At 30.4% G+C, this 12,851-nt stretch carries 13 protein-coding genes and 1 tRNA gene; 7 read left to right on the plus strand and 7 right to left on the minus strand.

Annotation, left to right across the window (positions count from 1 at the left end; all coding sequences use genetic code 11):
- Window positions 1-7: 7 nt before the first annotated feature.
- On the plus strand, window positions 8-856 hold the full coding sequence (locus OS191_RS10585; protein ID WP_267155655.1) for an OmpA family protein: 849 nt from the start codon (window positions 8-10) through the stop codon (window positions 854-856).
- On the opposite strand, the gene OS191_RS10590 is transcribed toward OS191_RS10585, so the two are convergent.
- Genes OS191_RS10590 through rpiB form a run of 4 tightly spaced genes read right to left on the minus strand, consistent with a single transcriptional unit; the run spans window position 853 to window position 3,049 of the window.
- A complete protein-coding gene (locus OS191_RS10590) occupies window positions 853-1,296 on the minus strand; it encodes a GNAT family N-acetyltransferase (RefSeq protein ID WP_267155656.1) in 444 nt (147 codons plus the stop codon). The two genes, OS191_RS10585 and OS191_RS10590, sit on opposite strands and share 4 nt — an antisense overlap.
- Window position 1,297: 1 nt before the next feature.
- Window positions 1,298-1,690 (minus strand): hypothetical protein, encoded by a 393-nt coding sequence (locus OS191_RS10595; RefSeq protein ID WP_267155657.1) that lies wholly within the window; start codon window positions 1,688-1,690, stop codon window positions 1,298-1,300.
- A gap of 9 nt (window positions 1,691-1,699) precedes the next feature.
- The gene (locus OS191_RS10600) at window positions 1,700-2,614 is read right to left on the minus strand and encodes a cation diffusion facilitator family transporter (RefSeq protein WP_267155658.1); all 915 of its coding nucleotides are present in this window, start codon (window positions 2,612-2,614) and stop codon (window positions 1,700-1,702) included.
- A complete protein-coding gene (rpiB, locus tag OS191_RS10605) occupies window positions 2,615-3,049 on the minus strand; it encodes a ribose 5-phosphate isomerase B (protein ID WP_267155659.1) in 435 nt (144 codons plus the stop codon).
- A gap of 771 nt (window positions 3,050-3,820) precedes the next feature.
- Between rpiB and OS191_RS10610 the strand changes: the two genes are divergently transcribed.
- From OS191_RS10610 to OS191_RS10630, 5 genes are all read left to right on the plus strand, one after another.
- A complete protein-coding gene (locus tag OS191_RS10610; protein WP_267155660.1) occupies window positions 3,821-5,296 on the plus strand; it encodes a T9SS type A sorting domain-containing protein in 1,476 nt (491 codons plus the stop codon).
- A gap of 203 nt (window positions 5,297-5,499) precedes the next feature.
- Window positions 5,500-7,734 carry a ribonuclease R gene (rnr, locus tag OS191_RS10615; protein ID WP_267155661.1) on the plus strand — a complete coding sequence of 745 codons (2,235 nt, stop codon included), beginning with the start codon at window positions 5,500-5,502 and terminating at the stop codon, window positions 7,732-7,734.
- A 59-nt stretch (window positions 7,735-7,793) separates the two neighbouring features.
- A complete protein-coding gene (locus tag OS191_RS10620; RefSeq protein WP_267155662.1) occupies window positions 7,794-8,465 on the plus strand; it encodes a head GIN domain-containing protein in 672 nt (223 codons plus the stop codon).
- A 106-nt stretch (window positions 8,466-8,571) separates the two neighbouring features.
- A complete protein-coding gene (locus tag OS191_RS10625) occupies window positions 8,572-9,258 on the plus strand; it encodes a LysE family translocator (RefSeq protein WP_267155663.1) in 687 nt (228 codons plus the stop codon).
- Between the two features lie 69 nt (window positions 9,259-9,327).
- Window positions 9,328-9,678, plus strand: a complete 351-nt coding sequence (locus OS191_RS10630) for a GIY-YIG nuclease family protein (protein WP_267155664.1) — start codon at window positions 9,328-9,330, stop codon at window positions 9,676-9,678.
- A 195-nt stretch (window positions 9,679-9,873) separates the two neighbouring features.
- Here OS191_RS10630 and OS191_RS10635 read toward each other — a convergent pair.
- From OS191_RS10635 to OS191_RS10645, 3 genes are all read right to left on the minus strand, one after another.
- Window positions 9,874-9,944 (minus strand) — tRNA-Cys (locus tag OS191_RS10635).
- 105 nt (window positions 9,945-10,049) lie between these two features.
- On the minus strand, window positions 10,050-10,412 hold the full coding sequence (folB, locus tag OS191_RS10640; protein WP_267155665.1) for a dihydroneopterin aldolase: 363 nt from the start codon (window positions 10,410-10,412) through the stop codon (window positions 10,050-10,052).
- A 65-nt stretch (window positions 10,413-10,477) separates the two neighbouring features.
- Window positions 10,478-10,687, minus strand: a complete 210-nt coding sequence (locus OS191_RS10645) for a zinc ribbon domain-containing protein (protein WP_267155666.1) — start codon at window positions 10,685-10,687, stop codon at window positions 10,478-10,480.
- Between the two features lie 99 nt (window positions 10,688-10,786).
- Between OS191_RS10645 and OS191_RS10650 the strand changes: the two genes are divergently transcribed.
- Window positions 10,787-12,790 (plus strand): glutamine--tRNA ligase/YqeY domain fusion protein, encoded by a 2,004-nt coding sequence (locus OS191_RS10650; protein ID WP_267155793.1) that lies wholly within the window; start codon window positions 10,787-10,789, stop codon window positions 12,788-12,790.
- Window positions 12,791-12,851 lie beyond the last annotated feature (61 nt).

Raw genomic sequence — 12,851 nt, forward strand, 5'->3', positions numbered from 1 at the left:
GCCTCTTATGAAAAAAATATTAGTATTAACATTATTATTTATTGGTTTTAGTGTCACTGCTCAAACAGAGCTAACACATGAGGTCTATTTTGAAACTGATGAATATGAAGTCCCTCCAACAGAGCATAATAGATTACTTATGTTTCTATCTGAAATTGAAGGACTTGACATAGAAAAAATATCTATTTACGGGTTTACAGACGATAGAGGAAGTGATTCTTACAATCTAGTGCTTTCTCAAGAGCGGGCCAATGCTATTAAAACCATTTTCTCCAATAACGAATTCGATGAAACCATTATTACGAATGTAGATGGAAAAGGTAAAATTCTAGTTAAACTTATAAAAGAAGAAGATCTTAATAAAATAAGAGGCTTAAATAGAAAAGTTGAAATTATAGTCCAACCATACAATCCTCCAAGAGAACTTGTACAACCAAAAAAGAAGGATGTTGCCGAATCTTTACAAGACGAAAATTTAAAAGCTGGTGATAAAATTCTATTAAATAATATTTTATTTAAAACCGGTTATAGTGTCTTGCTACCTGAATCTAAAAAAACTTTGGAAGACATAGCAGATGTTTTGGTTGAAAGAAAAGATATCTACTTTACCATTCAAGGACATGTTTGCTGTACACAATACAGTAGAGATGCTATTGATAGAAAGACCAAACAACGAAATCTATCTGTGGCTAGAGCTAAATATATTTACGATTACCTAGCCAAAAAAGGTGTGGATAAAAGACGTATGAAATATGTTGGAATGCGTAGAAAATTTCCTCTTGGTGGCGAACCTAAATTCGATAGACGTGTAGAAATTTTAATCACATATGTAGGAGAAACAAGACAAAGAAATTAGTTTTTTATCATAGCCATATGTGGAATACCATCTTCTAAGTATTCTTGGCCAGTTTCTATAAAACCTAAATTATTATAAAACCTTTTTAAGTAACATTGCGCTGATATTTTAATGGTTGTTTCATTAAAATACGCTTTAATTGCATCAACAGATGCTTGCATAATATCATAACCATATTTATGTTGTCTTTCGTTTTCTGACACAACAACTCTTCCAATACTAGCTTCCTTAAAATAAAAGCCAGGTTTAAAAATACGTGTATATGCCACTAATTTATTGTCTTTAAAACCAAGAACATGAAGCGCTTTATTATCTTTTCCATCCACATCCTGATAAGCACATTCTTGTTCAACTACAAAAACTTCTGCTCGTAATTGAAGCAGCTGATAGAGTTCTTGTTTGCTTAATTCCTCAAAAGATTTGGTTATAATATGAAGCATCTTAAAAAGTTTTTCTGGTTATTGAAATCGTTTGGTTGGAATTCATATTAATTTCAAAATAATACAAACCATTAGTTACTTTAGTATCTTCATTAAAATGAGAAGGTGAAAAAGAAAAATAAGCATCTGCTGTTTGAATTCTAATCTCAGCTTCAGAATAAATTTGATACATTTCTAAAAACTCAGAAAACTCGCCAGGTTCTAAAATTTGATAGACAAAGGTACTATTATCAGCAATAATTTCAGATCTAATAAATCTGAAATCTGTATTATTTTTAATACCAACTTCCAAATTTTTTGGAACAGGAACATTGTTTTCTATAATGTTATCTGTAACTTCTGAACAGGAAAAAACCAGTATTAAAGCAAGAAATAAGAATGTTTTAAATTTCATAACGAGGTATTAATCTTGAACAATAACTTCTTTTGGGTCTTCCTTTTTATATTCAGGTTGAATGGTTACATGATTGATATTAAACTCGTCGTGTAAGACTTGTTCAATCTCCAATAACAACTCATTAAACTCTTTAGTGCTAATATTTTCTTCTAAATCTAAATGTGCTTCTAGATGCAGCTCGTCATCACTTAAGTTCCAAATATGTACATGATGTATTTTTTTTACTTTTGGTAACTTATTAACAAGCCTAACCACCTCTTTAATATTTATATGATCTGGTGTAAACAACATGAGCATTTTTGTAGAAGTTTTCAATAAATCCAGTCCTACATAAATCAGGTATAAAGCTATTAAAAAAGTTAAGAAACTATCTACCCAGAACATCTGGTAGTATTTCATGAGTAAACCTCCAATAAGCACAGCCACACTTGCTAACATATCTGTTAATAAATGGAGATAAGCAGAACGAATATTAATATTATTTTTTGACTCTTTTTTTAGTAATAATACGCTAAAACCATTAGCAAAAATAGCAATTAAGGCTAACCAAATAACAAGATTAGATTCAATCTCTTGAGGATTTTTAAATCGTTTTACAGCCTCAATAATCAATAACACAGCTACAATTACCAAAGTAGCAGCATTTACAAAAGCGGCTAAAATTTCAGCACGTTTATAACCAAAAGTTCTATTTATAGAGGCTTTTTGTTTAGATAATTTAGAAGCAATATAACTAACTATTAAAGTAATAACATCGCTAAAATTATGTAAGGCATCACTTAATAAAGCTAAACTTCCAGAGACTAATCCACCAATAATTTGTGCAGCCGTAATTAAAATGTTAAGAAAAATAGCTAGTAATAGCTTTCTATCTTTTATATCTTTATAAGATTGTACATGATGGTGATGTGTCTGACTCATTTAACAGGACACAGGAATTTTATTCACCCTATTTTCATGTCGCCCTCCTTCAAATTCAGTTTCTAAAAAGGTATCGACCATTTCTAGTGCTTGCGGTAATGCAGTAAAACGTGCAGGAATACTCAATACATTGGCATTATTATGTTGTCTTGCAAGTGCTACAATTTCTTTGGTCCAGCATAAAGCAGAACGAACTCCCTGGTGCTTGTTAGCCGTCATATTTGCGCCATTTCCACTCCCACAAATAATAATACCTAAATCGGCTTTTTTAGTTTCAATATCTTTTGCAACTGGATGTACATAATCTGGATAATCCACACTCTCATTAGAATCTGTTCCATAATTTGTAACTGTAAAACCTTTAGCTTCTAAATGTTTAATTACAGTAAATTTGTATTCTGTTCCAGCATGATCGTTACCAATAGAAATTTTCATAAACTTATTTTTTAATTTATTTCCGACAGCTCGGAAAAATCATTTCTTTTAAGACTATAAAGTTACTAAATTTTAAAATGACATTTATTTCTTTAGTATATCTATAAACAGATTCTTTTTAATTTATTTATTCAATTTGAAGAGCTATTTTTATATAAAATTTTATAATTAAGATACATTCAAAATTAATTCTTAGAATAAATAGTCTTTATAAATAACTATAATAAGCTAAGTAATTTATAATCATATCTATTAGATGTATTTCTATGAAGCCTTGTTAATAAAGGGATAGATTGTTAATAGCTTTATGAAATAAAACTCACAACCTGTTAATAACTGTTTATAATTTTTTAAAAATAAAATATGGTTTATCCAGAAATTTTTCCAATCAAAAACTGACTTCTAATAACCTAAATATAACTCAGCTATTTTTGGACAACTTTTCAGCTATAAATTTAGTTTTATAAACACAGATTTTAGGAATACTTATAACAAGTTAACATATAAAAACAGTTATCAACAGTTGTTAATAGCTTTCAAAATTAACCTATAAATGAAGCTTTTAAATGTAAATCTATTGTTAACTACATATTAATAGAACGTCAATAAGCACATTTCAAAATAAAACTTAATAAAGTTATACCTGCTATTAACAAGCTATAATCATCATTAATATTTTTTTAAATTTTAAAAGAAAAAGATGATTATCTATATATATGTGGATAACTATTTTTTAAAAATTAAAATTTTAGTTTTGTAAAAAATAATACTATGAAAAAATTTATATTGGTTTTATTATTCATTCCATGTTTATTATTTAGCCAAGTTCAAATAGGAGATGATATAGATGGAGAAGGAGCTGGTGATGAAAGTGGTTATAGTGTTTCTATATCCAGTGATGGAACTATAATAGCTATTGGAGGTCGTTATAATAGAATTAGTGGTGGTATATTTCAAGCACCTGGTCATGTTAGAATTTATGAAAATATTGGTGGAATTTGGACTCAAATTGGACAAGATTTAGATGGTGAATCTTCTAGTGATCTTAGTGGTAGTAGTGTCTCTACATCTAGCGATGGTACAATAGTTGCTATTGGTGCACCTAATAATGAAGGAGTAAATGGGTTTGCTTCTGGACATGTAAGAATCTATGAATATAATGGAACATCTTGGACTCAATTAGGCAACGATATAGATGGTGAACGTAGTGGTGATCGAAGTGGAAGAAGAGTCTCCTTATCCAGTGATGGTACTATAGTTGCTATTAGTGCTCTTGGTAATAATGAAAATGGATCTAATTCTGGCCATGTAAGAGTTTATGAATATAATGGTACATCTTGGACTCAAATAGGAGAGGATATCGATGGCGAATCTACTTATTATCAAACAGGTAATAGTATCTCTTTATCTAACGATGGCACTAGAATAGCTATTGAAACTATTGGAAATAACGATAATTCTGGACAAATAAGTGTTTATGAAAACCAAGTAGGATCTTGGACTCAAATAGGTGCTGATATTGTTCGTGAAGATACTGATGAAGATAGTGATGGTAGTGTCTCCTTATCTGGTGATGGTAGTATACTAGCTATTGGTGTTAAATATAATGATGGAAATGGTATTAATTCTGGCCATGTAAGAGTGTATGAATATAATGGAACAGCTTGGACTCAAATAGGTGAAGATATTGATGGCGAAGCTGTAGGTGATCTTAGTGGCAATAGTGTTTCTTTATCTAATGATGGTACTTTAGTATCTATTGGTGCTTATTTTAATGATGGTGTAAATGGTACTAATTCTGGACATGTTAGAATATATAAAAATCAAGGAGGATCATGGATTCAAATAGGTGATGATATCGATGGTGAAGCTTCTAGTGATCTTAGTGGTTTTAGTGTCTCCTTATCCAATGATGGTAGTATAGTAGCTATTGGAGCTATCCATAATGCTGGAAATGGTTCTGATTCTGGACACGTTAGAGTTTTTGATTTAACTGAAGCTTTATCAATTAAAGAAAATAATTCAATAGATTTTAATTTATACCCAAATCCAGCACAAAACCAAGTAACTATTAAATTACAAGAAGCCATAATTTTAGAAAAAGTAAACATTTATAATATTTTAGGTCAGTTAATTAGTACATCAAAAGAAAAGATAATTAATACCACACATTTATCTCCAGGTATGTATTTAATAGAAATAGAAACTAATCAAGGTAAAGCTACTAAGCAACTTGTTATTGAGTAAGTAACTAAATATTATTCATAAAAATTAAAGGTTTACATTAATTTGTAAGCCTTTTTACGTTAACTTAATATTAAAGAAATAAGTATTTAATATTAAAAACGTAGTTTTGTAAAAATAATTAGCGAAACTTCTCCACTTAAATCGCTATATAATAACCGAATTTCGATTAACTTTATGAAATTCAATATGATTACATTTAATACATGACAAAAAAGAAAAAAAGGAAACCTTCACACAACAAGATTTCCAACCTTACAAATACCATTCTAAGTATTTTAAAAAAAGATAGAAACAATTCCTTCAACTATAAACAAATTGCTGCTAAAATTGGTGTCAACGATGCAAGTAGTAGAAATCAAATTATAAAAAAACTTCAAGAACTTAAAGTTAAAAAAGAAATTGAAGAAGTAGAACGTGGTAAATATAAAGCCATTGTAAATACGGAATATCACACTGGTATAGTAGATATGGCTTCCAGAGGTTCTGGATATATTATTAGCGATGATTTTGAAGATGATATTTATATTGCTTCAAATAATATAAACAAAGCGCTTCATGGAGATGAAGTTGAATTTTACGCCTACAAACGTCTTAAACGTGGTAAACGTGAAGGAGAAATTACCAATATTATTAAACGTGCTAAAAGCGAATATGTTGGTGTAATCCAAATTCATAAAAACTATGCTTTTGTAGTTGTAGATGGTAACAAAATGTATACAGATATTTTTGTTCCTATTAATAAAATTAATAAGGCAGAAGATGGTGATAAAGTACTTGTTACTCTAGAAGATTGGCCAGAAAAAGCCGATTCTCCTTCAGGAAAAATTATTAAAGTTCTTGGAAAACCTGGAGAACATAATACCGAAATACATGCTATTTTAGCCGAATATGGTTTGCCATACGATTTCCCTCATGAAGTAGAAGATTATGCTAATAAATTAGATACCTCAATTAACAAAGAAGAAATAGCTAAACGTCGCGATATGCGTGATGTTTTAACTTATACCATAGATCCAAAAGACGCTAAGGATTTTGACGATGCTTTATCTTTTAGAGTTTTAGATAACGGGTTGTTTGAAATAGGAATTCATATTGCAGATGTTTCTCATTATGTGCAACCAGATACTATTTTGGACGATGAAGCTTACGAACGTGCTACTTCAGTTTATTTAGTAGATCGTGTGGTACCAATGTTACCAGAAGTTTTATCAAATAATGCCTGTTCTTTAAGACCAAACGAAGAGAAATATACCTTTTCGGCAGTCTTTCAAATGAACCAAAAAGGCGAAGTAAAAAACGAATGGTTTGGTAGAACAGTCACTTATAGCGATGCTCGATTTGCTTATGAAGAAGCTCAGGCTATTATTGAAAATAATCCAACATTAACATCACCCAATGCTTCTCAATTAGATAAAATAGATATTAATATTCCAGCTGAAGTTGCTATTAGCGGAAAAGCATATAAAACAACCCCAGAAATAGCTTTTGCTACTTTAAAGCTAAACGAACTTTCAAAAATTATGCGTTCTCAACGTATGCGTTCTGGAGCAATTTCATTTGATAAAGTAGAAGTAAAATTTAATTTAGATGAACAAGCTAATCCCGTTGGTGTGTTCTTTAAAACCAGTAAAGATGCTAACAAACTAATTGAAGAATTCATGTTGTTAGCCAATAGAAAAGTAGCTGAATTTATTGGAAAACAAGCTCCCAAAAAGACATTTATTTATAGAGTTCATGACGAACCAGACGAAAGTAAATTGGCGGCACTTCAAAATGTAGTAGGACGTTTTGGTTACAAACTAGATTTTAAGGATAGTAAGAGTATTTCTTCATCTTTAAACAATTTATTAAAAAATGTTCAAGGAAAAAAAGAACAGAATTTAGTAGATACATTAACCATTAGAACCATGAGTAAAGCCGAATATTCCACACATAATATAGGACATTACGGTTTAGCTTTCAATTATTACAGTCATTTTACATCACCAATTAGAAGGTATCCAGATATTATGGCGCACAGATTATTACAACATTATTTAGATGGAGGAAAATCTGTAAACGAAGAGGTTTACGAAGATAAATGCAACCATTTAAGTAATATGGAAAACCTTTCAACAAAAGCAGAAAGAGATTCTATAAAATACATGCAAATTAGGTTTATGGAAGACCATAAAGACGAAGAATTTGTAGGTGTTATTTCTGGTGTTACAGATTGGGGACTTTATGTAGAAATTATTGAAAATAAATGTGAAGGGATGGTTAGTGTTCGAAACATGAAAGACGACCATTATGTATTTGATGAAGATTATTATGCCTTAATAGGAAAGAGTAATAAAATTATGTATCAACTTGGTGATGAAGTTATTGTGAAGGTAAAAGATACCGATTTAGTTAAAAAACATTTAGATTTTTCTTTAATAGGAAAACATGAGGAATAGTTTTTGATACCTTAATTTTAGAACATTTAATTTAAATGTTATAAAAATTAATTATGCAAATGAAACATATAATTTTTGCAAGTCTATTATTTGCAATCACTAGTATAAATGCACAAGTAGAGAAAAATTTAGGAGATTTTAAAGAGCTTAAAGTATACGATAGAATTGAGGTTGAGCTTATAAAATCAGATACCAATAAAGTGATTATTACGGGAAAAAATACAAGCGATGTTGTTCTTGTTAATAAAAATGGAACTTTAAAAATAAAAATGTCTCTTGCAAAAACCTTTAATGGAGATGAAACTACAGTTCAATTATATTATACAAAGTTAGATGTTATTGATGCTAATGAAGGTACTTTTATTAGTTCTAACGATGTTATGAAACAGTTTGAGATAGATGTAAGAGCTCAAGAAGGAGGAAGCATCAAACTTATGATTGAAGATGTCACTTTTGTAGAAGCTAAAGCCATTACGGGAGGTGTAATTCGTATTTCAGGACAAGCTAAAAGTCAAAATATAGATTTAACAACTGGTGGTTCTTTTTTAGGGAAAGAACTAGAAACTGAAACAGCAAAAATAAATATTAGAGCTGCAGGTGAAGCTCATGTAAAAGCTACTAAAGAAGTAGATGTTAAAGTAAAAGCGGGTGGAACAGCTTATATTTATGGTACCCCAGAAACAGTTAAAGAAAATATTTTATTTGGTGGTAAACTAATCCGTAAAGATTAATCCTTAGTATTATTTCTTTGTTTTATTATTGTGAATTAACCTACAAGTAACTTTATCTTTAAATCGCTAAAAAAATTATGTAATTTTGTAGAAACACCTCTTTTGTATGCAAGATGCTATTCTTACAGCAATTCCTTTCGGTATTATTTTGTCCTTTACTATTGGACCTGTTTTTTTTGTGCTTTTAGAAACCAGCGCAACAAAAGGGTTTAAAAGTGCTTTAATATTTGATTTAGGGGTTATTCTTGCAGACATATTCTTCATTATTGTTGCCTTTTATAGTACCACCAAGCTTTTACATAAAATAAAGGATGATCCAAGTTTCTTGATTTTTGGAGGAGTGCTTCTAGCTGTTTATGGCTTTATTTCTTTTATAAAAACCTCCAAATCTTTTCGCGAAATTGTTAGAGAATATCATACCGTTGAAATTAAAAAGAAATTTGGAATGCTCTTTATTAAAGGCTTTTTATTAAACTTTATTAATGTTGGCGTGCTTTTGGGTTGGTTAGGTTTTATAGTTATTGGAAGCTCTTTAACAAAAACCAATCAAGAACTTTTTGTTTTTTTAGGAACTATTTTAGCAGTTTATTTTGTAGTAGATTTATTAAAAATGATAGCAGCTAAAACTCTTAAAAATAAACTAACTCCTAGACGTATTTTTAAAACAAAAAAAATAGTCTCATTAGTTATTTTAGGATTCGGAATTCTATTATTGATTCAGGGCTTTTTTCCGAAAGAAAAAGAACGAATTAAAGATAAGCTAGAGCAAATAAATATTATTAAAAAGGACTAATTTTTATATCTACACCTGTCTAATTGTTTAATAATTGGCTTGTAATAGTTCAACTTTTTAATTATAAAAATGGCAAAGATTCAATATCGTATTTATGTTGTAGAATTATCCAAGCGGGTTTTTACTGAAAACAGAAAATTTCGGGAAGTCAACCCACAATTCAATGGTGTTTTAGAATGTTTATATGTTGGAATGACAAGTAAAACCCCTAAAGAACGTTTTGAACAACACAAAACAGGATATAGAAATAAAAAAGGCCATAAACTTTCCTCGAATATTGTAGAAAAATACGGTTCCTATTTAAGGCCAAGTCTATTCAATCATATCGGTCCTATAAGCTCCAGAACAGAGGCTCTTAAAATGGAAGAACAATTGGCCTTGGAATTAAGAAGACAGCGTTATGCTGTTTGGTTTAATTAACATAGCTAATTATAAAAGAGTCAATCAGATTAGAGTCTAAAATTTTATTTTGAGATTGTCTCGTCACATATTCCTTGTAGTAAATTAAACTAAATTTAGGTTCAATATTTTCGAAATATTGTAAATATATTACTCTAAATTTTCTTAAAATTTAAAATAAAAAAAAGAGCTACTTAAATAAGTAACTCTTTCTAGAGGTGTCGAGCGGATTCGAACCGCTGTAGATGGTGTTGCAGACCACTGCCTAGCCACTCGGCCACGACACCTTATAATACCTATATTTTAGCGTCTTAATAGCAACACTTAAACAAAGGGCTTATTTTTGATGACTGCAAATGTAAAAAATTTTAGGGTCATTCGCTATTTACAAGCTATTTTTTACGCTTTTCAGTTATTTTTATTGTAACCATTTCAACATCACCACCAATAGGAGGGTTTAATTTACTAACACAAATAGTTACTTTTTTTACTAATTTGTCTTCAGCAAAAATTCTATTTAAAATGCGTTTAGCTACTGTTTCCAGTAGTTTAGATGGTTTTAACATCTCTTCTCTAACAATTCGGTTTAAAAAAACATAATCAACCGTATCCATTAAATCATCAGTTTTAGCAGATGTTTTTAAATTTGCTTTTACCTCTAAATCCACTCTATAATCGCAACCTATGGCTGTTTCTTCTTTTAAACAACCATGATGTGCAAAAACTCTTATATTTTCAACTTTAATTATTCCCATAATACAAAAGTACTATTCAAAATGTCAGTTTGAATAAATTTCTAAAATAAATTTGTTGCACATAATTAATTTGTGAAGAAATCAAAAACATTACTAATGGCACTTGTTTTCGATTTATAGAATTCTGTATATGTACATTTTTTGCAAGTTACAGATGTAAACTTTTTATTTTGAATATTAAAAAGTTTCGTAAATAATCCACCGGTTGCTTGCATTTGATCCATTTCGTAGCTGCGATTATGGCATTTTGGACATTCGTAATTTCTGTGTTGCATGATTTATGTTTAATTATAGGTATGAAAAACGCTTCAGATGTTACATTTAGTCTAAAATTACTTAATTTTGTGCTTCATATTTTGAATAAAGAATATCTTATGTCTGAAGAATCAAAATCACTCAATTTTATTGAGCATATCATAGAAGAAGATTTAGCTAATGGCTTAAAAAAAGAAGCCTTACGTTTTCGCTTTCCACCAGAACCAAATGGCTATTTACATATTGGGCATACCAAAGCTATTGGAATAAGTTTTGGTTTGGGTGAAAAATATAACGCTCCTGTAAACCTCCGTTTTGACGATACCAATCCAGCAAAAGAAGAGCAAGAATATGTAGATGCTATTAAAGAAGACATATCATGGTTAGGCTATACTTGGGCTAACGAACTTTATTCATCAGATTATTTTCAGCAGTTATACGATTGGGCTGTAGCTCTTATCAAAGAAGGTAAAGCTTATGTCGATTCGCAATCCAGCGAAGTCATGGCCGAACAAAAAGGAACACCAACGCAACCAGGAGTCGATGGACCTTATAGAAACAGAAGTATTGAAGAGAATTTAGATTTGTTTCAAGGTATGAAGGATGGTAAATTTAATGAAGGTTCACATGTACTCCGTGCAAAAATAGACATGCAACATCCAAATATGTTGATGCGTGATCCGTTAATGTATCGTATTTTAAAGAAAGCGCATCACAGAACTGGAACAGATTGGTGTATTTATCCCATGTACGATTGGACGCATGGGGAAAGTGATTATATAGAACAGATTTCGCATTCCCTTTGTTCCCTTGAATTTAAACCTCATAGAGAGCTTTACGATTGGTTTAAGGAACAAGTGTACAAATATCAACCAGAAACTCTTCCAATGCTTCCAAAACAACGAGAGTTTGCACGTTTAAACTTAAGCTATACTATTATGAGTAAACGTAAGTTGCTTAAATTGGTAGAAGAGCAGATTGTATCAGGTTGGGATGATCCAAGAATGCCTACAATTTCTGGTCTTCGTCGTCGTGGTTATACACCAAATTCCATTAGAAAATTTGTGGAAACCGTTGGAGTTGCTAAACGGGATAATGTCATTGATGTGGCTTTATTAGAGTTTTGCATTCGCGAAGATTTAAATAAAACAGCACCAAGAGTTATGGCTGTTTTAGATCCGGTTAAAGTAGTTATCACTAATTATCCTGAAGGAAAAGTTGAATGGTTTGAAGCAGAAAATAACCAGGAAGATGATTCTGCAGGCTTTAGAAAAGTACCTTTTTCCCGTGAGATTTATTTAGAAAAAGAAGATTTTAAAGAACAAGCAAATAATAAATATTTTAGGCTGACTCTAGGAAAAGAAGTGCGTTTAAAAAATGCGTATATCATAAAGGGAGAAAGCGTTATAAAAGATTCTAACGGAAATATTACCGAAATTCATTGTACATATACAGAAGATTCAAGCATAAAAGTAAAAGGTACTCTGCATTGGGTCTCTATTCCACATGCTATAAAAGCAGAAGTTAGAGAATATGATAGATTGTTTTTAAACGAAGCTCCAGATGCACATCCAGATAAAGATTTTATGGAGTTTATAAATCCTGAATCCTTAAAAATTATTGAAGCTTATGTAGAGCCTAGCTTGCTTGAAGCAAAAGCAGGAGACAGGTTCCAATTTCAGCGTCTTGGTTATTTTAATGTGGATAACGATTCCTGTTCAGATAAACTAGTTTTTAATAAAACAGTTGGATTAAAAGATTCTTGGGCCAAACAACAACCCTCAAACAATAAGAATCAAAATCAACCAAAACAAAATCAGCCACAGAGAAAAGCTATTGATGTCATTCAGAAATTTGGAAAAAAATATACGAATCTTCCTGAGGACAAGCAACAAAAGGTGAAAGCTGAAATCTTAGAATTAGCTAAGAATGTTAATTATGATGAGCTTCAACCCTTGTTCAATACAGCTTTAAAAAAGGTTGGAACACGTATTGTAACGATGTTAACTTTAGGTGTTTTAATTAAAAACGGTCAAGATAAAAATGCAGATATCAACGAATTTATTGAGAAAGCATTAGAAGATAAAAATGAGCTTTTGGTAGCAGAAGCTAAAGCTCTTTAAATAATTACAAACTATTATGAAAGCCTCGAAATCAAGATGTTCGAGGTTTTTTTATATCTAT

Origin of the sequence: Xanthomarina sp. F2636L, assembly GCF_026410195.1 — a bacterium.
Taxonomy (GTDB): Bacteria; Bacteroidota; Bacteroidia; order Flavobacteriales; family Flavobacteriaceae; genus Xanthomarina.